At 60.0% G+C, this 20,431-nt stretch carries 16 protein-coding genes and 2 pseudogenes; 4 read left to right on the top strand and 14 right to left on the bottom strand.

From position 1 onward, the window contains the following. Positions 1–449 precede the first annotated feature (449 nt). The 4 genes from H663_RS40100 to H663_RS40085 all read right to left on the bottom strand — a co-directional run bounded on the left by H663_RS40100 (position 450) and on the right by H663_RS40085 (position 4,719). Positions 450–1,412, bottom strand: coding sequence for a LysR substrate-binding domain-containing protein (locus tag H663_RS40100; protein WP_053172560.1), 963 nt, complete (start codon positions 1,410–1,412; stop codon positions 450–452). Positions 1,413–1,427: 15 nt separating this feature from the next. Then, complete coding sequence (gene recG / locus H663_RS40095) at positions 1,428–3,497, bottom strand: ATP-dependent DNA helicase RecG (protein ID WP_053172562.1); 2,070 nt, start codon at positions 3,495–3,497, stop codon at positions 1,428–1,430. An 89-nt stretch (positions 3,498–3,586) separates the two neighbouring features. Further along, positions 3,587–4,078: a porin family protein gene (locus tag H663_RS40090; RefSeq protein WP_053172564.1), complete on the bottom strand. Its 492-nt coding sequence runs from the start codon at positions 4,076–4,078 to the stop codon at positions 3,587–3,589. A 236-nt stretch (positions 4,079–4,314) separates the two neighbouring features. Then, a complete protein-coding gene (locus H663_RS40085; protein ID WP_053172566.1) occupies positions 4,315–4,719 on the bottom strand; it encodes a hypothetical protein in 405 nt (134 codons plus the stop codon). A gap of 223 nt (positions 4,720–4,942) precedes the next feature. Here H663_RS40085 and H663_RS41430 point away from each other — a divergent pair, with 223 nt between their 5' ends. Then, positions 4,943–5,167: a hypothetical protein gene (locus H663_RS41430; protein WP_133240086.1), complete on the top strand. Its 225-nt coding sequence runs from the start codon at positions 4,943–4,945 to the stop codon at positions 5,165–5,167. 241 nt (positions 5,168–5,408) lie between these two features. Next, entirely contained in the window at positions 5,409–6,473 is a 1,065-nt protein-coding gene (queA, locus tag H663_RS40080) for a tRNA preQ1(34) S-adenosylmethionine ribosyltransferase-isomerase QueA (RefSeq protein WP_053172568.1), read from the top strand. A gap of 496 nt (positions 6,474–6,969) precedes the next feature. Here the strand turns inward: queA and H663_RS40075 are convergent. Further along, positions 6,970–7,149, bottom strand: a pseudogene (locus H663_RS40075) (alpha/beta hydrolase); the annotation flags it as partial. Between the two features lie 204 nt (positions 7,150–7,353). After that, complete coding sequence (locus tag H663_RS40070) at positions 7,354–8,556, bottom strand: ATP-binding protein (RefSeq protein ID WP_053172572.1); 1,203 nt, start codon at positions 8,554–8,556, stop codon at positions 7,354–7,356. Between the two features lie 227 nt (positions 8,557–8,783). On the opposite strand from H663_RS40070, the gene tgt reads away from it, so the two are divergent. Continuing rightward, positions 8,784–9,956 carry a tRNA guanosine(34) transglycosylase Tgt gene (tgt, locus tag H663_RS40065; protein ID WP_053173565.1) on the top strand — a complete coding sequence of 391 codons (1,173 nt, stop codon included), beginning with the start codon at positions 8,784–8,786 and terminating at the stop codon, positions 9,954–9,956. Here tgt and H663_RS40060 read toward each other — a convergent pair whose 3' ends face one another. The 7 genes and pseudogenes from H663_RS40060 to H663_RS40030 form a co-directional block, all read right to left on the bottom strand. Beyond that, positions 9,957–10,490, bottom strand: a complete 534-nt coding sequence (locus tag H663_RS40060; RefSeq protein WP_053172574.1) for a GAF domain-containing protein — start codon at positions 10,488–10,490, stop codon at positions 9,957–9,959. Between the two features lie 8 nt (positions 10,491–10,498). Continuing rightward, on the bottom strand, positions 10,499–12,412 hold the full coding sequence (locus H663_RS40055; protein ID WP_053172576.1) for a potassium transporter Kup: 1,914 nt from the start codon (positions 12,410–12,412) through the stop codon (positions 10,499–10,501). Between the two features lie 97 nt (positions 12,413–12,509). Continuing rightward, positions 12,510–13,208 carry a response regulator gene (locus tag H663_RS40050; protein WP_053172578.1) on the bottom strand — a complete coding sequence of 233 codons (699 nt, stop codon included), beginning with the start codon at positions 13,206–13,208 and terminating at the stop codon, positions 12,510–12,512. Then, positions 13,205–14,746 (bottom strand): sensor histidine kinase, encoded by a 1,542-nt coding sequence (locus H663_RS40045; RefSeq protein ID WP_053172580.1) that lies wholly within the window; start codon positions 14,744–14,746, stop codon positions 13,205–13,207. Before H663_RS40045 ends, H663_RS40050 begins: the two co-directional genes overlap by 4 nt. A 1,158-nt stretch (positions 14,747–15,904) precedes the next feature. After that, a pseudogene (locus tag H663_RS40040) lies at positions 15,905–16,078 on the bottom strand (YiaA/YiaB family inner membrane protein); the annotation flags it as partial. Between the two features lie 2 nt (positions 16,079–16,080). Beyond that, positions 16,081–16,881 (bottom strand): DUF2145 domain-containing protein, encoded by an 801-nt coding sequence (locus tag H663_RS40035; protein ID WP_240620596.1) that lies wholly within the window; start codon positions 16,879–16,881, stop codon positions 16,081–16,083. Between the two features lie 17 nt (positions 16,882–16,898). Beyond that, on the bottom strand, positions 16,899–17,333 hold the full coding sequence (locus H663_RS40030; protein ID WP_420844069.1) for a hypothetical protein: 435 nt from the start codon (positions 17,331–17,333) through the stop codon (positions 16,899–16,901). A gap of 428 nt (positions 17,334–17,761) precedes the next feature. On the opposite strand from H663_RS40030, the gene H663_RS40025 reads away from it, so the two are divergent. Next, the gene (locus tag H663_RS40025; protein WP_053172582.1) at positions 17,762–18,115 is read left to right on the top strand and encodes an HIT family protein; all 354 of its coding nucleotides are present in this window, start codon (positions 17,762–17,764) and stop codon (positions 18,113–18,115) included. A 107-nt stretch (positions 18,116–18,222) separates the two neighbouring features. Here H663_RS40025 and H663_RS40020 read toward each other — a convergent pair whose 3' ends face one another. Further along, entirely contained in the window at positions 18,223–20,169 is a 1,947-nt protein-coding gene (locus H663_RS40020; RefSeq protein ID WP_053172585.1) for an MFS transporter, read from the bottom strand. Positions 20,170–20,431 lie beyond the last annotated feature (262 nt).

Here is a 20,431-nt window from a genome sequence, read left to right as displayed (position 1 = left end):
CCACACCGCTTGCCTGGGCATGAGCCCCTGGCGCGCCAACGTCGGGGTCTTCGACCACCGACCTACAAACACAGCTGAACCGTAGGTCGGTACTCGCAGAGTCCGACAACTCCCCGATCAGCCACACCGCTTGCCTGGGCATGAGCCCCTTTGCACGCCAACGTCGGGGTCTTCGACCACCGACCTACAAAAACAGCTGCATCGCAGGTCGGCACTCGCAGAGTCCGACTCTTCGTAGGTCGGCACTCGAAGAGTCCGACTTTTTCAGCCTTGGCACAGGCTCCATGTCGGGGTTTTCGACCGCCGACCAACAACATCTTGGAGCCTTGAAAACTTCACGGGGCCAAATCCATGGCTGGAATGCCGCGTTGCATGTTCCTCGCCATCACAGGAAAGGGAATGGCCATGCTGCAGCCTGCCTTGCAATGGCAAGCGTCTGCCGGAAAACATCAGGACAGGCGCGTCACGCCTGGTAGCGGGCAGGCGTAAATGGCGTTGCGCATGGCGGCGATCGCCTCGTAGCGGGTGTAGCTGCGCCGCCAGGCCAGCACCACACGGCGGGTGGGCGGTTTGCCGCCGGCCGGGTCCACGATGGGCAGGTAGCGCACAGGCGCATCGTGCCGCCCGCCCGAGCGCTTGATCACAGGCTTGAGTTCGGGCACCGACATGCGCGGCACCAGGGTCACGCCCATGCCTGCGGCCACCATGTGCTTGATGGTCTCCAGCGACGAGCCCTCAAAAGTCTTGCGGATGCCCTCGGTCTGGCTGGCAAAGCGGGCAAATTCGGGGCAGACCTCCAGCACATGGTCGCGAAAGCAGTGACCCGTGCCCAGCAGCAGCATGGTTTCGTTTTTCAGCTGCTCGGGGGTGATGAACGCTTCTTTGGCCAAAGGGTGGTTCAGTGGCAAGGCGGCCATGAAGGTCTCGTCGTACAGGGGTGCCACCGCCAGCCCCGACTCGGGAAAGGGCTCGGCCAGGATGGCGCAATCGAGCTCACCCGTGCGCAGCATCTCCAGCAGCCGCACCGTGAAGTTCTCTTGCAGCATCAGCGGCATCTGCGGCAGGTCGGTGATGATCTGGCGCACCAGATCGGGCAGCAAATACGGCCCGATGGTGTAGATCACACCCAGCCGCATGGTACCGGCCAGCGGGTCTTTGCCGCGCTTGGCAATCTCCTTGATCTCGGCAGCTTGCTCCAGCACGCTTTGCGCCTGGCGCACGATCTCTTCGCCCAAAGCGGTGACCGAGACCTCGCTGGCGCTGCGCTCAAACAGCTTGACCTCCAGCTCTTCTTCAAGCTTTTTGATGGCCAGCGACAAGGTGGGCTGCGACACGAAGCAGGCCTCGGCCGCTTTGCCAAAGTGCTTTTCGCGGGCCACGGCCACGATGTATTTGAGTTCGGTCAGGGTCATGGGGGTATTGGAACATCAAGCCTTGAGGTACTCGGATTTACCGCCCAACCAGCGGCCAATGTGCCGCTCGGCCAGCTGCGGGTGCTGGTCCAGCATGGGTGGGGCCAGGGCCCGCGCCCAGTCCAGCAAATGGCTGTCGGTCTCCAGATCGGCAAAGCGCAGCAAAGGCGCACCCGATTGCCGCGCCCCCAAAAACTCGCCCGGTCCGCGAATTTCCAAATCGCGCCGGGCGATCTCGAAACCGTCGTTCGTCTCGACCATGGCGCGCAGGCGCTCGCGGGCGGTTTCGCTCAGGCGTCCGCCCTCGGGTGTGCCGTACAGCAGCACGCAGGCCGACGCCGCCGCACCCCGGCCGACCCGGCCGCGCAACTGGTGCAGCTGGGAGAGGCCAAAGCGCTCCGCGTGCTCGATCACCATCAGCGAAGCATTGGGCACATCCACCCCCACCTCGATCACCGTGGTGCTCACCAGCACGCCCATGACCCCTGCGGTGAAGAGCTCCATCACTGCCTTTTTCTCGGCCACAGGCATGCGCGAATGCAGCAGGCCCACCATCACACCCGGCAGCGCTTCGCTCAGGTCGGCGTGGGTTTGGGTGGCGTTGGTCAGGTCCAGCGCCTCGCTTTCTTCAATCAGTGGGCACACCCAATACACCTGTCGCCCCTGCTGAATCTGGGCCCCAATGCGCTCAACCACCTCGTGGCGGCGGTGGTCTGACACCACACGCGTCACGATGGGCGTGCGCCCGGGCGGCAGCTCGTCAATCACCGACACATCCAGGTCGGCGTAATAGCTCATGGCCAGCGTGCGCGGAATGGGCGTGGCCGTCATCATCAGCATGTGCGGCTCCATGCCTTCGGCTTGCATCTTGCCGCGCAGGGCCAGGCGCTGGGCCACACCAAAGCGGTGCTGCTCGTCGATCACGGCCAGCGCCAGGTTTTTGAACTTGACGTGCTCCTGAATCACCGCGTGTGTGCCCACCACCAGCGCGGCTTCGCCCGACTCGATCAGGGCCAGCATGGCGGCGCGTTCTTTCTTTTTCTGGCTGCCAATCAGCCAGGCCACTTTCACGCCCAGAGGCTCCAGCCAGCCCACCAATTTTGCAAAGTGCTGGGTCGCCAAAATCTCGGTCGGCGCCATCAGTGCGCATTGCCAGCCCGCATCCACAGCCACCATGGCCGCCAAAGCCGCCACCACCGTCTTGCCCGCGCCCACATCGCCTTGCAGCAAGCGGTGCATCGGCACGTTGCGGGCCAGGTCTTTGGCAATTTCCTGACCCACGCGTTGTTGGGCGTTGGTCAATCCGAAAGGCAAGGCCTCCAAAAGCTGCCCATACAAGCCCTTGGACTTGAGCTTCAGGGCAGGGGCGCGCAACAAATCGCGCTCGCGCTTGGCCGTGAGTTGCGACAGCTGCTGGGCCAGCAACTCCTCGCATTTGAGGCGAACCCAGGCCGGGTGGCTGCGGTCTTCCAAAGCGGCCAGCGATACATCGGGCGTGGGGTGGTGCAAAAACTGCAGCGCATCGCGCAGCGTCCAGGCACCACGAGGGTCCGGCCAGGGCACGCCCGGGGGCAGGGTCTCGCTCAGGTCGGCATGGTTCAGGCCGGTGATCACGGCCCGGCGCAAATAGGCCTGCGCCAACCCGGCCACGGTGGAATACACCGGCGTCAGCGCCTCCGCCAATTGGCCACCCGCCGCCTTGAACGTGGGGTGCATCATGGTCAGCCCCATGAAGCCGCCCTTGACCTCGCCCCGCGCCCGAATGCGGTTGCCCACGGCCAGCGCCTTCTGGTGCGAGGGGTAGAAGCTGAAAAAGCGCATCACGCAGGTGTCCGATCCATCGTCCACCGTCACCAAGAGCTGGCGGCGCGGGCGCTGCGTGATCTCGCAAGCCGTGACGGTGGCCTCAATCTGCGCGGTATCGCCTTCGCGCACATCACGCAACTTGACGATGCGGGTCTCGTCTTCGTAGCGCAGCGGCAAATGCAGCGCCAGATCAATGTCGCGCACCAAACCCAGCTTGATCAGCGCCTTTTGAGGCGCAGACAGCGTTTTGGCAGGCGGGGTGGCGGGCTTGGCGGGCATGGCACCGATTGTGCCTTTGGATGACCCCAAAAGACAAAGCCGCCCGAAGGCGGCTTTGTCATGCTGTGTGAGGCTTCAGCAGTTCACATTCAGAACTTGTAGCCCACGCCAATGTTCAAACCGTTGATTTTGAGACCATCTTTGTTGTAATGGCTCATGTAACTGGCAGTCACATAGGTTTTCTTATCCATGAAGTAGTTGCCACCCACGCCATAAGCGAACGAATTGTCTGAAGCATTGTCGGAACCACTGGACAGTTTGGTTTTTTCGAATCCAACACGCGCAAACACTTCCACTTCGTTGCTCACCATGACTTTGGGCTTCAAGAAAACGCCAAAGGAATTGGACAGCTTCGTGCCATCTGTTGCTTTTTTGACGCCCGAAGCGACATACACCTCAGCAGCCACATTCGGATTGATTTCATAGCCCAGCACGGCCGAGACCGCTGTAGGCTTGGCGGTTGAGCCCGAACCTTTTATGTCGATAAAGTTATAAGCACCTTCCACATACACTTGAGCTTGCGCAGCGGCAGCAAAAGCCAAAACAGCGGCAGCACCTGCCAAACGAATCATATTTTTCATATTTCACCTTTTAAAAAGTCTCGAACCTGTTGCTCGAGTGGTGATGATTCTATTTTCAAAAATAGTACTTAATCTCAATTAAATGGTAACAATTTATTTCTTTACCAAAATTACGGATTTCAAAATCAGGCACCAAGCGACAAGCAATGGGGGATGGATGATGTATCTGTTGCACCTGTGTGGATGACCTGTCGAGAGACCAGTGCGCAGATGCTGAACGCAGGCGCGTCAGCAAACTATTTGCCGGAGGCCGCAATCGCCAAAGCCTTGATCACTTCGCGCGCCGTCTTGCGCTCATTCAGCGGCAAAGTCAGGTAACGGCTCAACATTTCCCGGTCGGCCATATTCATCGCATCAATCGTGGCATCACCTTCGCTGACCTTCAAAGCCACACCCTGGCGTCCAAAACGCAGTTCATCTGGACTGACAGACAACCAGTCGGCCAACACCCGCAACTTGTCCTGCGTCGGAATGGCTTTGCCCAGCAACCAGTTGCGTGCCGTGTGCGGTGTGACGCTTCGGCCCCAAAAACGGAGGTTGAACTCGTTGGCCAAGACAGTCGGCGAAGCTCGGACACCTGAAGCCTCCAAGGCTCGGCGTAGACGTTGTGCAAATGCTTCAGTTTCGGTTTGGGTTGCCATGCCCTGAAATTACAGTTGTAACCTCACTGAAAATTAATTTTTTATCACAATCTTCACTAAAGTCGTTGACTTTCAACAAGTACACCAAAATCATTATCTGGTTTTTACATTTGATTTATACCATTTTGATCGACATGTTTCCCCTAAGGTAAACCTTGATTGCGATTGCTCAAAAGGCAGTTATTGAACCAAGTGTTCAAGCAATCTGAGCATTTGGCTACAAATGAAGCAAATTGCAGGCACGGCACTGGCTGCGCAAAACTGCAGTATCGGATCTGACTGGCATATTCCGTCCGGTGTGCTGGTGTTGGCGTCGTCACCGATCACCATTTCAAGGCACTCACTGTTTCCAGATTTCATGGGTTCGGAATGGGTCATCCCTTGCTTATTCTTCCGGTTTATTGCATTTTTTAATGCTCTTATTGTTTCTATTGATTCAACTCGGTGAATTCTGAAATTCGCGGAAAATGTCATATCGCATGCCAGAACTCGCAGAGTCCGACATGATGGGTTTCGGCAAAGACCCCTGTCGGGGTCTTCGACCGCCGCCCCACAACATCTTTGAGCATTGAAAATTTCTCAGGGCCGAATCAACAGGTCGGCGGCAACGGTGCCAACATGAGGTGCCCATTGAGCATGCGAGAATCACGCCCTCTTCCACTTCGCACGGGCCTGTCCGGCCCTGAAGCATGACTTCTTCTGCCCCATCCTCTCGCCCCTTCACGCTCAGCGATTTCGACTTTGAGCTGCCCCCCGAACTGATTGCCCAACACCCGGCTGCCGAACGCAGTGGCTCACGGCTGCTGGACGGCTCATCACCCGCGGTGGTGGACCGCATCTTTCGCGAGCTGCCCGGCCTGCTAAGGGCTGACGACTTGCTGGTGTTCAACGACACCAAGGTGATCAAAGCGCGCATCTTCGGCGAGAAAGCCACGGGCGGCAAGCTGGAACTGTTGATCGAGCGCGTGCTGCCCGGCCATCAAGTGGTCGCTCACATGAAGGTGAGCAAGAAGCCGCTGCCAGGCGGCAAGATGTTCATGATGGGCGGCGCACAGAACGGTGGCTTTGATGCCACCCTGCTGGGCCGTTGGCCCGATGAAAACGGCCAGCTGTTTCACCTGCAGCTGAGCGACGAGCCGCATGCGCTGATGGAAAAGCATGGCCATGTGCCGCTGCCGCCCTACATCACCCACACCGACACCGAAGAAGACGCCCAGCGCTACCAGACCGTGTTTGCGCGGACACCCGGTGCGGTGGCCGCGCCCACAGCAGCCTTGCACTTTGACGAAGCCTTGCTGGCTGCACTGGATGCCCAAGGTGTGCAGCGCGCCAGTGTGACGCTGCATGTGGGCGCGGGCACCTTCCAGCCCGTCAAGACGGAGAACATTACCGAGCACACCATGCACAGCGAGTGGTACGAGGTGCCCGAGGCTACGCAGCAGGCCATTGCCGAGTGCAAGGCGCGGGGCGGCCAGGTGGTGGCGGTGGGCACAACGACAGTGCGCACGCTCGAATCCTGGGCCCAATTTGGCCAGGCCAGCGGCGACACGCAGATTTTCATCACCCCGGGGTTTGAGTTTCAGGTGGTAGACCGCCTGATCACCAACTTCCATCTGCCCAAAAGCACGCTGATGATGCTGGTCAGCGCCTTTGCGGGCTATGAGCACATCATGGGCCTGTACCGGCATGCGATTGCGCAGAAGTATCGGTTTTTCAGCTATGGGGATGCGATGCTGCTCAGTCGGGCAAGCTGAAACAGCGACTTCAAACCGCAGCCCGGTTTTTCAGGGCAAGGTTAAACATGATCAGAAGCTGCTATTTTGGGGAACCCATGTCGGACTCTTCGAGTGCCGACCACAATCACTTTCATCCCGTAGATCGCCGGTCGCAGGCCGAGACGTTGGCTTGGGCAATGCGGGAGCGGTGTTCGTAGGTCGGTGGTCGCAGACCCCGACGTTGGTAGATTGACCCACCACAGCTGACACGGGCGCTGAAGATTCTTTGTGGACTCATGTCGGACTCTTCGAGTGCCGACCACAATCACTTTCATCCCGTAGGTCGCCGGTCGCAGGCCGAGACGTTGGCTTGGGCAATGAGGGAGCGGTGTTCGTAGGTCGGTGGTCGCAGACCCCGACGTTGGTAGATTGACCCACCACAGCTGACACGGGCGCTGAAGATTCTTCGTGGACTCATGTCGGACTCTTCGAGTGCCGACCTACGACGCGGCACCTTGTATCCCCGAAGACCTGTTCAGTCGCGTCCCGCCCGAAAGACCGCATCAGCCATCGTGGCCGGATCGGTGAACCAGATTTCGTGGCTGCCCTGGCACTCGACCAAACGGAACAGGCCCAAACGCTCTGACAGGCGGGGGTGCCAGGGCATGCTGTGCGGCATGGCGGCGTCTTGCTGGCAATTCACATACGACTTGCCGCGCAAGGCGCTCGTTACATCCAGCCAGGTTCAAAGCGTCAATTGAAGGAAAACCCTTCTTGCGGCATGCTCAACGGACAATCCAACAGCATACAAAGTACCTCTTCGCCTGTGTTTTCCGGCGGTGCAGGAGACTCAATGCTTGACCATTACCTGAAAACTGGTAATCCAAAGCAAAACGGGTAGTCCTCGCAAAAAACGACCTCAAAGAAGCCGCAAACGCTCAATGGTTTCAGTCAGAACCCGTAAACCAATCACCTGCACCCCATCCCCCACTGGATAGGACTCTGCGCCGGGATACACCAGCCAACGGCTGGCTGGCTGCAAGTCTTCACACGCGCTGTAAAAGCCACGGCGTGGTTTGCTGGAGGCGCCGCGTTTGATTTCAATCGCCCAGAGACCGTGACCGGGCATGTCCAGCAGCAGGTCCACCTCTGCGCCATTGCTGGTGCGGTAAAAGCCACTGCTGGTGTTGAGCGGAGCGGCATTGAGCAAGGTCTCCAGCGCAAAGCCCTCCCAGCTGTTGCCCACCACAGGGTGCGAGAGCAGCACGTCGTGCGTGCCAATGCCCAGCAGTGCATGCACCAGACCACTGTCACGCACATAGAGCTTGGGCGATTTCACCAGTCGTTTGCCCGTGTTGCTGTGCCAGGGCTGTACGCGGCGCAACAGCATCAGATCGACCAGCATGTCCAGATAACGGTTGACCGTCTTGGCATCGAGCATCAGGTTTTTACCCAATTGCGAGACATCCAACAAGCCACCTTGCTGGTGCGCCAGCATGGTCCATAAACGGCGCAAAGTTTCAGCCGGAACACGCGCACCCAAACTGGGAATATCACGCTCCAGATAAGTTTTGATCAGGTTCTGCCGCCAGGTCAGGCTCTTGGACAGGCTGGACGCCAAAAAACTGTTGGGAAACCCGCCGCGCAGCCACAAAGCGTCTTGCTGATCGGCCGCCACTTCCAAGGTCTGGAACGGCGGCAACTCCAGATAAGCCACCCGACCCGCCAGACTTTCACTGGACTGCCGCAGCAATTCACCCGTGGCCGAGCCCAGCAACAAAAAACGCCCAGCGCCCAGCCCTTGCCTGCGACCTTGGTCAATCAAGCCCCGCAACACCTGAAACAGCGCTGGCATTTGCTGCACCTCATCCAGAATCACCAGCTTGTCGGCGTGCTGCGCCAGATAGGCCTCGGGATCGGTCAGCTTTTGCCTATCGCCGGGACTTTCCAGATCCAGATAAATACTGCCGCACAGACGCCCGCCCAGGCCGTCTTTTGCCACATGTTCACCCACACGCAATGCCAAGGTGGTTTTGCCCGCCTGACGCGGCCCCAGCAAAGCGACCGCGGGTGAATCGGCCAAGGCATCCAGCAAAAAAGGAAACAGAAGACGTTCAATCATCCATGCATTATAGGGAGTTAACTCCTGAAATTGCATGGTATTTATCGCCCCTGTCAGACTGGCATTGACACCAGCGAAGAAGCGCTGAAGGCCTATGCCATGGCTTGACTGGCTGTAGGAAGCCGCCAGCCCTGCTGGCGATGCAGCACCTGTGGACCTCAGGCCAGCGCCAGCAAGTCAAGCTCCTACAATTCAGCCCTCAGCTTCAAGCCCGTGACGCCTCCCTCATGCTCCAATTCGACCTGCTCAAAACCGACCCTTCCAGCCATGCCCGCCGCGGCAAGCTGACCCTGAACCACGGCGTGGTGCAAACCCCCATCTTCATGCCTGTGGGGACGTATGGCACCGTCAAAGGCGTGATGCCGCGCAGCCTGCACGAGATGGGTGCGCAGATCATTTTGGGCAACACCTTCCACCTGTGGATGCGCCCGGGCCTGGACATCATGAAAGGCTTTGGCGGCCTGCACCAGTTTGAGAAGTGGGACAAACCCATCCTGACCGACTCGGGCGGCTTTCAGGTCTGGTCGCTGGGCGACATGCGCAAGATCACCGAAGAAGGCGTGACCTTCGCCAGCCCCGTGAACGGCGACAAGCTCTTCATGTCGCCCGAAGTGAGCATGCAGATCCAGACCATCCTGAACTCCGACATCGTGATGCAGCTCGACGAGTGCACGCCCTACGAGACCAAGGGGCACCTGACGACCGAGGCAGAGGCCCGCAAGTCGATGGAGATGAGCCGCCGCTGGGCTGTGCGCAGCAAGGACGAATTTGCTCGCCTGGAAAACCCCAACGCCCTGTTTGGCATCGTGCAAGGCGGCATGTTTGAAAACCTGCGCCAGGAATCACTCGACGCCTTGGTGGAAATGGACTTTCCCGGCTATGCGATTGGTGGTGTGAGCGTGGGCGAGCCCAAAGAGCAGATGCTGCAAATCATGGCGCACACCCCCCACCGCCTGCCCGCCCACAAGCCGCGCTACCTGATGGGCGTGGGCACCCCTGAAGACCTGGTGCAAGGCGTGGCCGATGGCGTGGACATGTTCGACTGCGTGATGCCCACCCGCAACGCCCGCAACGGCACGGTGTTCACCCGCTTTGGTGACCTCAAGCTGCGCAACGCCCGCCACAAAAACGATCCGCAGCCGCTGGACACCAGCTGCACCTGTCACGCCTGCGCGGGAACGTCCGGCGTGTCGTGGGACCAAGGCGGCCGCGAGGGTTTCAGCCGCGCTTACATGCACCACCTGGACCGCTGCGGCGAAATGCTCGGCCCCATGCTGACCACCATCCACAACCTGCACTACTACCTGAACCTGATGCGCGAAGTGCGCGAATCGCTTGACGCAGGTGAGTTCTCGCAGTTCCGGGCGCAGTTCAAGAGCGACCGCGCACGCGGCGTCTGATCACGCCTTCAGCGCAGTGGCTGCGCTCATGCAAGCGCCCAGACTCTGGGCCAGGATGTCACAGCAGGCCAGATCCTCAGGGCGCCATGGCCCTGCTTCAGGCATCGCCAGCACCAGCACACCCCGGACTTGATTTCCGGCGCACAGGGGAATGTACGCACAGCCCCAACCCAAAGGGGCCAGTGCCGCGCTGCTGACCCTTTGGCGCTGGCGCATGGCCATGGTGGCCAGGTAGGGCTCCACACAGAAGGGGGCTGCCGTGACCTGATCTTCAGTGATGTGATCCTGCTCGGACAGCAGCAGGTGCGCCCGAAAACACGTGGTTTGCGCCACGGCATCCTTGACGGCATCGACCATGGCCCCAACATCTGGCAACTGAGGCATCGCCTGCAAGGCATCGCGCAGTGCCAGCCAGCGCCGACGGTTCTCGGCAGCCGCTTGCAACTGCATGTGCACCGCCGACCTGCGCAGCCCTGCGCCCACGCCCAGTGCGACCAGCAAACACCCCAAGGACAGCCACCAGATGCTGCTCATGCATCACCTCAAATCTGTACCCGCGTGCCCAACTCGACCACCGCGTTGTCGGGCAAGCGGAAGAACTCCACCACACCACCTGCATTGCGGTTCATGGTGGCGAACAGCTTTTCACGCCACTGCGCCATGCCTGCGCCAGGCGTGGACACCACGGTTTCCCGGCTGAGGAAATAAGTGGTTTCAAACATCGAGATATTGAGCCCATAGGCCGCACAGCCACTCAGGGCCTGGGGCACGTCGGGGTTGTCCATGAAACCGTAGCGCACCACCACGCGCCAGAAGTGCTGGCCCAGCGGCTGCACCTGCAAGCGGTCTTGTTCGGACACCCAAGGCACTTCATCGAACAGCACGGTGAGGATCACGTTTTTTTCGTGCAAGACTTGGTTGTGCTTGATGTTGTGCAGCATGGCTTGCGGCACCGTGTCCGGGTTGGCCACGGGATAGACGGCTGTTCGCGGCACACTGTGCGGCGGATGGGCTTCGATCATCTCGATGAAAGACTCCAGCGCCAAGCCGTCTTGCCGGATGGTCTCGACCAGCAATTCACGACCCCGCGCCCAGGTCGTCATGAACAGGAACAGCATCAAGCCCATGGCCAGCGGGAACCAACCGCCGTCCCACAGCTTGATGGCGCAGCCTGCGAACAGGAACAAATCCACCACCAGGAAAAAGCCCGTGGCCCCCAGCGCCAGCGCCAATGGCAACTTCCAGGCTTTGTAGATGACGAAAAATGTCAGTGCGGTGGTGATCGCCATGGTCAGCGTGACGGCAATGCCATAGGCTCCGGCCAAGGCCGATGAACTTTTGAACGCCAGCACCGCGAGCACCACACCCACCAGCAAGGCGCGGTTGACCGCCGGGATGTAAATCTGGCCCGATTCATTTTCAGAGGTGAAATGGATGTCCATTCGCGGTAAAAAACCCAGCAAGATGGCCTGCCGCGTCATGGAATACGCCCCCGAAATCACGGCCTGTGAAGCGATGATGGCCGCCAGCGTGGACAGCACCACCGCGCCTACCATCCAGGACTCGGGAAACATCCGGTAAAACGGGTTCGCCAGCGCCGAGGGGTCTTGCATCAGCAAAGCACCTTGGCCCATGTAGTTCAGCGCCAAGCCGGGCAACACCAAGGTCGTCCAGGCCAATTGGATGGGCTTGCGGCCAAAGTGGCCCATGTCGGCGTACAGCGCTTCAGCGCCCGTCAGGGCCAAGACGATGGCGCCCACAGCAGCCAACACCAACGGACCGCGCTCGATCAAAAAGTGCCAGGCATGCACGGGGTTAAGGGCCTGCAAGATGGCGGGTTCGCGTGTGATGTGCATCACGCCCAGCGCGCCCAGGGTGACGAACCAAAGCACGATCACCGGACCAAAGAAACGCCCCACCGAATGCGTGCCAAAATGCTGCACCGCAAACAAGCCCAGCAGCACCAGCACCGACAGGGGCACCACATAAGGCGTCATGGCGGGCGTGATGACCTCGATGCCTTCGATCGCGCCGATGACCGAAATCGCCGGGGTGATGATGCTGTCACCATAAAACAGCGTGGCACCAAACAAGCCCAGCAAGAGCAAGACTTTTCGCAATCGCGGCGAGTCCTGCACGGCACGCGCTGCCAAAGCGGTCAGCGCCAAGCCGCCCCCTTCACCACGGTTGTCGGCCCGCAGGATCAGGATCACGTATTTCAGCGTGACCACCAGCATCAAAGCCCACAAGATGACCGACACCACGCCAATGATGTTGTGCGCGTTGAGCACCACCCCGGTGTGCGGTGCAAACACCTCTTTCACGGTGTACAGCGGGCTGGTGCCAATATCGCCATAGACCACACCCAGCGCAGCCAGCGTGAGTGCGCCCAGACCGTGACGCGCGTTATGGGCAGACCCCTGAGAAACGGAAGAAGACACAGCAGAAGAAGTCATGTCGGGTGCAAGAAGTGAAAGAAGCCACAGCTTGCGCGCACGGGCATCAGGAATGCATAAGTGCAAATCCAATGACGAATGCGTCAGCGTGCAGCCATCAGGTCACGGCCTCTGCAAGCTTGTAGCCCACACCCGGCTCGGTCTGCAACCACTGCGGTTCGGCCGGAACGGCTTCGAGCTTGGCCCGCAGCTGCCCCATGTACAGGCGCAGGTATTGCACCTGGTCCACATGTTCTGCTCCCCACACATCGACCAGCAACTGGCGGTGCGTGACCACCTGCCCGGCTTGGCGTGCCAGGCGGGCGAGCAGTTTGAATTCGGTCGGCGTCAGGCGCACGGCCTGCCCGTGCAGCTGTACGGTGTGCCGCGCCAGATCAATCTGCAAGCCACCCATGTCGTAGTGCGTCACCGGGGCGTGCACCTGCACACCCCGGTGACGCAGGCTCACACGCATGCGGGCCAGCAACTCCTGAACGCTGAAGGGTTTGACCAGGTAATCGTCGGCCCCGGCGTCCAGCAGGCGCACCTTGCCCGCATCATCTTGGCGGGCCGAGATCACCAACACCGGCATGCTGCGGTGCTGGCGAACCCAGGCCAGCAGCTCACTGCCATCGGCATCGGGCAGGCCCAGGTCCAGCACCACCATGTCAAACGGGAGCGGGTGGTGTGTCAGCAGGGCCAGGGCATCGGCGCAACTGCCCGAACCCGTGACGGCGTAGCCCTCGGTCTCGAGCGCCGACTGCAGGGTCTGACGCAGTGCCCGGTCGTCTTCCACCAACAACACATGCATGCTCATGATTCGGGCTCCTCGGATTCCTCGGGCACTGCCTGCGGCTGGCTCAGCATGGGCATGCGCAGGCGCACCACGGTGCCGCCACCCTCGCGTGCCTCCATCCAGAGTGGTGCCTGGTGCGCCTTGGCCACCGCACGGCACAGCGCCAAACCCAGCCCCATGCCCCGCCGGGTCATGGCGTCCTGGTTGGGGTCGGGGCGATCGGCACTTGGCATGCGACAAAACGGCTCAAAGACTTTTTCGTGCCACTCTGCAGGAATGCCCATGCCCCTGTCCATCACATCCATCTCAATGGCCCCATCCACTTGCCGCGCCTGCAGACGCACGAGCGCATTGGCCGGGCTGTAGTGGATGGCGTTGTCCACCAGATTTTCAAACAACTGCACCAGCAAAATGGGCTCACACCACAGCAGCGGCAAACCCGGCGGGACATCGGCCTGCAGCGTCCGTTCTGGGTAACGCCTGCGGGTCGATGCCAGCACCACCCCCCACAGCTCCTCGATCGACTCCCAACTGCATTGCAAAGGGGCGTCCAGGGCATCGAGTCGCGCCAATTGCAGTGTGTGGGTGGTCATGCGGTGCAAGTGTTCAGCCTCGGCCAGGATGGTTTGGGCTTGCTGCCCAATGCGCGGGTCATGTACCTGCGCGGCTTGCTGCGCCATGGACGAGGCTGCCCCGGTGATGGTGGCCAGCGGCGTGCGGTAGTCGTGAGAAATGGCCGCCAGCAAGGTGTTGCGCAACTGCTGGATTTGCAAATGTTCATGGGCTTGCTGCGCTTGCTGACGCGACTGCAGGCGCTCGATCTCATCGGCCAGCAGCCGAGCCAGGCTTTGCAGCGCTGCCAGTGACGCGGGTGGATCGCACACAGGCTGAGGCTCCAGCGCCAGCGCACCGATCACGCGCACCCCGGCACGCAAGGGCAAGACCAGTGCAGACAGGTTTTCATATCGCCCCGTTCCCGGGCCAATGGCACCTTGCTCCTGAATGCAGGCCACCAGCAAAGGCTGCAAAGCCGCCGAAGGCTCGCTCTGGCCTGCTGGCCCGAACCACGCGTCAGCCTGTGCGGGTCGCTGCAGCAGCAAGGAGACTGCGCACCCTGTCCAATCCGACATCAGGCCCTGGGCCAGACGGACTTGCTCGGGCACGCTGGCTGCCTGCTGCAATTGCGTGGCCATCATTTGCTTGCGCCGAGCCTGCTCGGCCACCTGCTCCTGCGCCCGGGCATGGCTGCGCAAACGGGTCATGAGTAAGCTGATCACGCTGCTGGTGCACAGCAGCGTCACCAGCAAGAGCACATCCTGGTGCAAATACACATGAAAGGTGAATCGCGGCGGCACAGCGAACCAATTGAACAACGCCACCGCAGCGGCCGACACCACCACCGAGGCCCCTGCGGACAACCAGAAGCTCGCAAGCGTGCTGCAAAGCACCAACAGCAAGGCCAGATTGCCCAGGCTCCAGACGTCATCGAGCGCCACCATGAGCACGGCAAAAACCGCCCAAATGGCGATGGCAGGCCAGAAAGAAAGAATGCGTTTCACGGAAAAGGTGTGTGCAAAGTCTGTTCAGATTAGCAGGACACACATCTGGAAAGCATAAAAATTCCAATGCGCAAGGTGCGCGAATCGCTTGACGCAGGTGAGTTCTCTCAGTTCAGGGTGCAGTTCAAGACAGATCGGGCACGCGGGGCTTGAGGAATTCATCCTTGCAAATCATGGAATGAAACTCCATACGAGTTTGAGCTTTGCATGCAAACGTCGGGGTCTTCGACCGCCGACCTACACAACAGCTGCCCCCGTAGGTCGGTACTCGCAGAGTCCGACAGCTGACCGATCCTCCAACAGCGCCCGCCATGCGAGTTTGAGCTTTGCATGCAAACGTCGGGGTCTTCGACCGCCGACCTACAACAACAGCTGCCCCCGTAGGTCGGTACTCGCAGAGTCCGACATCTGACCGATCCTCCAACATTGCCCGTCATCTGCGTTGACGCTTGGCGCACAAACGTCGGAGTCTTCGACCGCCGACCTACAAAACAGCTGCCCCCGTAGGTCGGTACTCGCAGAGTCCGACATCTGACCGATCCTCCAACATCGCCCGTCATGCGAGTTTGAGCTTTGCATGCAAACGTCGGGGTCTTCGACCGCCGACCTACAAAACAGCTGCCCTTCGTAGGTCGGTACTCGCAGAGTCCGACATCTGACCGATCCTCCAACATCGCCCGTCATGCGAGTTTGAGCTCTGCATGCAAACGTCGGGGTCTTCGACCACCGACCTACACAACAGCTGCCCCCGTAGGTCGCTACTCGCAGAGTCCGACATCTGACCGATCCACCAACATCGCCCGCCATGCGAGTTTGAGCTTTGCATGCAAACGTCGGGGTCTTCGACCGCCGACCTACACAACAGCTGCCCCCGTAGGACGGTACTCGCAGAGTCCGACATCTGACCGATCCTCCAACATCGCCCGCCATGCGAGTTTGAGCTTTGCATGCAAACGTCGGGGTCTTCGACCGCCGACCTACACAACAGCTGCCCCCGTAGGTCGGTACTCGCAGAGTCCGACATCTGACCGATCCTCCAACATCGCCCGCCATGCGAGTTTGAGCTTTGCATGCAAACGTCGGGGTCTTCGACCGCCGACCTACCAGGACTCCAATGGCGATTTGCAGGTCGCTGACCCAGAAAAATCACCCGATCGCTCAGGCCTCAGCGCCTGCGTCATCCAATTGCGACATCGCCTCTGCCTTTTTATACGGCGCCAAATCCCGGATGTTCCTTTGCACCGCAATGGCACTGAACAGGGCCAGGCAAAACGCCATGCCGTAAAAACCCTTTTCACTCATGGCTAAAGTGGCGTTCCACAAGCCCCCGCCCCTCACCATCCCAAGCGCTGCGGCGCAGAGCCCAGACCACTGCGTTCCAGCCACTCAAGCACCGAGTCCACCGTGACGGTCTCGATGCGGTCAGAGAACCGTTTGCCATTGGGGTGATCATCAAAACGGATGTGCGCGGTCGTGGTGCTGGCCCCCAAGCGTGTGAGCGGGCCCAGGCGCAAAGTGCTGGGTTGATAGCCCTTGAACCCCAGCCACGCCTGCGCCTGCGCCCGTTGGGTGATGCCGGGTTCAGCGGCCATGGCCATCGTCTCCAAAGCCCATTGGTTCGATTGCTGATAGCGCGTGCCCCAGGCATAAGACACCATGCTGTAGGCGGGCTCATGAAGCCGCGTGTTGCGAGTCGGATCAGTCAGCAAGGCCAACAAGGGCGCTTGCAAGTGGGCTGCAGGCACAGACCACACGGCTTCGTGTCGCCAGAGGTTGTCCATGAAGAACTCCCCGAGGCCTTGTCGATACACCGCGCCCTCTGATGTGCCGCACTGGTTGAGCTTGTGCAACACGCGCCACGGTCCCTCTGAAGTCTTGTAGGCCCATCCCAGATGCGAGTAACGCAGCTGATACGGCGTCAAGTCCTGCCCAGCCCGACCCAGCACCACCACCCTGGCGCCCGTGCGGGCAAACACGGCATCCAGCGCTTCGGAGGTGCGTTGTGCCAATGCCAGGCCTTGTGAAAGGGTTTGCGCGGTCATCGGCTGTTGATCGCACGAACGCCCCGCATGCGCCACCGACGCCATCACCCACCCCACAGCCAGCGTGACTAACTTCATGGTCAAGGTGTTCATCTTGTCTCTCCTGCGCATCAAAACGACACACGCTCGTTGTGCAGCAAAGCGCGTCCCAGCTGATTGGGAATGAAGGCAATCACCTCCCCCGCCACCGAGAGCACCACACCCGCCGTGATCACGCTCACGGCCACGGCCGTGCCCACGCCAGCAGAGACCGCTTTGGCGCCGCGCCCCGCCACCGCGACACTGGCCCGCGCACCGTCAGACGCCCTCTCCAGCACATAGACCGTGCCAGTTGCCGAGGCCTCAACAGCCTTGACCACCAGCACCGCCCCACTGACCGCCAGCGCCACGGGCACCGCACTCACGGCCACAACACCCCCTACGACGCTGCCCGCCACGCCCACCACCGAAGCCACAGGCAAAGCCGACACCGCCAGCGATGCCTCACTCTGCGCTTGCGCAGAACCTGCGGCCACGCTCAGCGCCAGCGAAGCGGCCAAAACCATGTTTTTCAAATGAAAGTGAGTCATGTCGAAACTCCTGAACAGGAGGGGTTGGTTGAACATGCCGCGATGGTGCAGCGGCAAAGCTCAAACAAGGCTCGAAATCTGACCCTGGTGCACTTGGTGTCACTTTGGGTATCGAAATTGGCTACCTTGATCACGTTTCAGTGTCTGGTGTGTATATCGTGTTCTTGATCTGGCCACATGATCTTTGCACGGCCCTTCACCAGTGGGAGTGGCGCCCTTGCCGCGATCAACCCTCGAAGTCCATTACCCATCGCCAAGGCGGTGGGGCTCCTAAACATACCGAAGCATTTGCAACACAAGCCAAGTTGCAGGTCAGTGGGAGCACTTCAACAAGGTCATCCATTAACGGGCACGCAACCGTAAACTGCACCCCCATCGACACGTCAAACACACAGGAGTCAACCATGCCGCACAAGGAATGCGCTTTTTGCAACAGCCCCAAGCTCAGCATCGTTGCAGAGAACGCCCTGGCATTTGCCATTCGGGACACTTCTCCAGCAAGACCGCTTCACACGCTGATCATCCCAAAGAGACACGTCGTGGACATTTTTGAAACATCGGCTGATGAGCGCGAAGCCATGCACGAACTTGCGGTGCAATGCAGTGAAAAAATTTGCGATGAAGACCCGCGTGTCGGTGGATTTAATTTCGGTTCAAACGTGGGTGTCGCAGCAGGTCAAAAAATTTTTCACGCGCATGTTCATTTGATTCCACGCCATCAAGGCGATACCGATCTGCAACCTGCAAGCCCTGATTGAGCAAGCAGCGCGTGCCTTTATCGCCACTTGCAATCAGTTCACGATGTTGACGCTCTCGGCCTGAGTCAATCCTGCGCGCTGCATCCAAAAAAAACAGGCTTGTCCCCTCAATCCGACAAACCCAACACCCGCTCCCGCAAGTTGTCCAGGCTCACCGCCTGTGCAGGCAAGGCCTCGCCCACATTCAGGCCCACAGGGTTGAGCCAGCCACGCCGAAAGGGTTGAACCATGGCGGTGGGTTCGCCATTGCGCAGTTCAATGCGGCTGAAGTACGAGCCCCACAAGTTGGTCAGGGCCATGGGAATGACGCTCACCTCTTGCAGACCTTCGGCCTGGGCTTGTTCCAGGATTTTGATGATGCCGCCTTTGAAGGGCTGCAAGCTGCCATCGCGCGTGATGCCGCCTTCGGGGAAGATGCCGAGCAAATCGCCTTCGCGCAGCACCTGGGTGGCTTCGCGAAAGGCTGCTTCGTAAGCCGCAGGGTCTTCGCTGCGCGGCGCGATTGGAATGGCTTTGGCCAGTTTGAACAGCCACCCCAGCACCGGCACTTTGAAGATGCGGTGGTCCATCACAAAGCGGATCGGGCGCGGGCTGGCCGCCATGAGCAGCACCGCATCGACAAAGCTCACATGGTTGCAAGCCAGCACGGCCGCGCCTTCGGTGGGGATGTGCGCTTCACCTTGCACCCGAAAGCGGTACACCACATGGGTGAGCATCCAGGCCACAAAGCGCAGCAGGTATTCGGGCACCAGCATGAAGATGTAAAACGCCACCACCGCATTGAGCAGACCAATGCACAGGAACAACTCGCTGATGGAAAAACCCGCGCCCAGCAAGGCCCCGGCCAGCACCGAGCTGGCAATCATGAACAGGGCGTTGAGGATGTTGTTGGCGGCAATGATGCGGGCACGGTGCGTGGGCTGGCTGCGCATTTGAATGAGCGCATACATGGGCACACTGTAGATGCCCGCAAACAGCGAGAGCAAAGCCAGATCGGCCAGCACACGCCAGTGCGCCAGCTGGCCGACGAACTGGCCCAGCGTGAGCGTCGCAGAGGCAGGCGGCAAGCCGCGAGAGGCGAAATACAAATCCACCGCGAACACCGTCATGCCAATGGCCCCCAGCGGCACCAGGCCGATTTCGACATGTCGGCGGCTCAGGATTTCGCAGAGCAAAGCACCCGCACCAATGCCCACCGAGAACACCACCAGCAACAAGGAGGCCACTTGCTCGTTGCCATGCAAAACATCACGCGCAAACGCCGGGAACTGGCTGAGAAACACTGCGCCAAAAAACCACATCCAGCTGATGCCGAGCAATGAGCGGAAGACCACCACATTGGTGTGCGCCAATTGCAGGTTGCGCCAGGTTTCGGTGAAGGGGTTCCAATTGATCGTCAAGGCGGGGTCGGTGGCGGGCGAGTCAGGTACGGCCTGCGCCAGCACACGCCCAAGCAAGGCCAGCGCCACACACGCCACGCCCACCACCATGGGCCCCACCAGCGGCAGCGCGATCAACAAGCCGCCCGCCACATTGCCCAGCAAGATGGCCACAAAGGTGCCCATCTCGACCATGCCATTACCGCCGGTGAGTTCACGCTCGGTCAAGTGCTGCGGCAAGTAGGCAAACTTGACCGGGCCAAACAGCGTGCTGTGCAAGCCCATCAAAAACACACAGGTCAACAGCATCGGCACGTTTTGCTGCACAAAGCCCCACCCGGCCAAAAGCATGATGCCGATCTCCAGATTTTTGACAAAACGGATCAGCACTTCCTTGGGGTATTTGTCGGCCAACTGACCGCTGGTCGCAGAAAAGAGCAAAAAGGGCAAGATGAACAAGGCGCCGATGACCAGCCCGGCCATGGACGCAGGCAGCCACTGCACCTGCAGCTGGTAAGTCACTAACACCGTGAAGGCAAATTTGAAGACGTTGTCATTGCCCGCCCCCAAAAACTGCACCCAGAAAAACGGCGCAAAGCGCTTTTGGCTCAGCAGGGCGAACTGGCTGGGGTGCTCATAGAGCGCCTCAGCGGTCAGGGCATTTGAATTGGACATGTAGGGTCTCCCGCAGTATTTATTGATCCGGCACGCTGAAGTTTGAAATGTGTGAGACATGTCATCTTGTAGGTCGGTACTCGCAGAGTCCGACATGATGGGTTTGGGCACAGGCCTCTGTCGGGGTCTTCGACCGCCGACCTACAACATCTTTGAGCATTGAAAACTTCACAGGGCCGAATCAATAGATGGCGTTTCTGGTGAACGCCTGTTGGCCGGGCATTTTGCCGTAGCCTGCCAGCGACACCGCCAAAGGGATCAG

It is taken from the genome of Limnohabitans planktonicus II-D5 (genome assembly GCF_001270065.2).
In the GTDB taxonomy this organism is placed as follows: domain Bacteria; phylum Pseudomonadota; class Gammaproteobacteria; order Burkholderiales; family Burkholderiaceae_C; genus Limnohabitans_A; species Limnohabitans_A planktonicus.
The sequence above is the reverse complement of the archived record's forward strand: the minus strand, read 5'-3'. Positions and strand labels throughout refer to the sequence as shown.

Coding starts and splice junctions, on each gene's coding strand:
- H663_RS40035 (WP_240620596.1), bottom strand. CDS start 16,881: ATGAACACCTTGACCATGAAGTTAGTCACGCTGGCTGTGGGGTGGGTG.
- H663_RS40100 (WP_053172560.1), bottom strand. CDS start 1,412: ATGACCCTGACCGAACTCAAATACATCGTGGCCGTGGCCCGCGAAAAG.
- tgt (WP_053173565.1), top strand. CDS start 8,784: ATGCTCCAATTCGACCTGCTCAAAACCGACCCTTCCAGCCATGCCCGC.
- H663_RS40030 (WP_420844069.1), bottom strand. CDS start 17,333: ATGGTTTTGGCCGCTTCGCTGGCGCTGAGCGTGGCCGCAGGTTCTGCG.
- queA (WP_053172568.1), top strand. CDS start 5,409: ATGACTTCTTCTGCCCCATCCTCTCGCCCCTTCACGCTCAGCGATTTC.
- H663_RS40090 (WP_053172564.1), bottom strand. CDS start 4,078: ATGAAAAATATGATTCGTTTGGCAGGTGCTGCCGCTGTTTTGGCTTTT.
- H663_RS41430 (WP_133240086.1), top strand. CDS start 4,943: ATGAAGCAAATTGCAGGCACGGCACTGGCTGCGCAAAACTGCAGTATC.
- H663_RS40050 (WP_053172578.1), bottom strand. CDS start 13,208: ATGAGCATGCATGTGTTGTTGGTGGAAGACGACCGGGCACTGCGTCAG.
- H663_RS40020 (WP_053172585.1), bottom strand. CDS start 20,169: ATGTCCAATTCAAATGCCCTGACCGCTGAGGCGCTCTATGAGCACCCC.
- recG (WP_053172562.1), bottom strand. CDS start 3,497: ATGCCCGCCAAGCCCGCCACCCCGCCTGCCAAAACGCTGTCTGCGCCT.
- H663_RS40025 (WP_053172582.1), top strand. CDS start 17,762: ATGCCGCACAAGGAATGCGCTTTTTGCAACAGCCCCAAGCTCAGCATC.
- H663_RS40060 (WP_053172574.1), bottom strand. CDS start 10,490: ATGAGCAGCATCTGGTGGCTGTCCTTGGGGTGTTTGCTGGTCGCACTG.
- H663_RS40085 (WP_053172566.1), bottom strand. CDS start 4,719: ATGGCAACCCAAACCGAAACTGAAGCATTTGCACAACGTCTACGCCGA.
- H663_RS40055 (WP_053172576.1), bottom strand. CDS start 12,412: ATGACTTCTTCTGCTGTGTCTTCTTCCGTTTCTCAGGGGTCTGCCCAT.
- H663_RS40070 (WP_053172572.1), bottom strand. CDS start 8,556: ATGATTGAACGTCTTCTGTTTCCTTTTTTGCTGGATGCCTTGGCCGAT.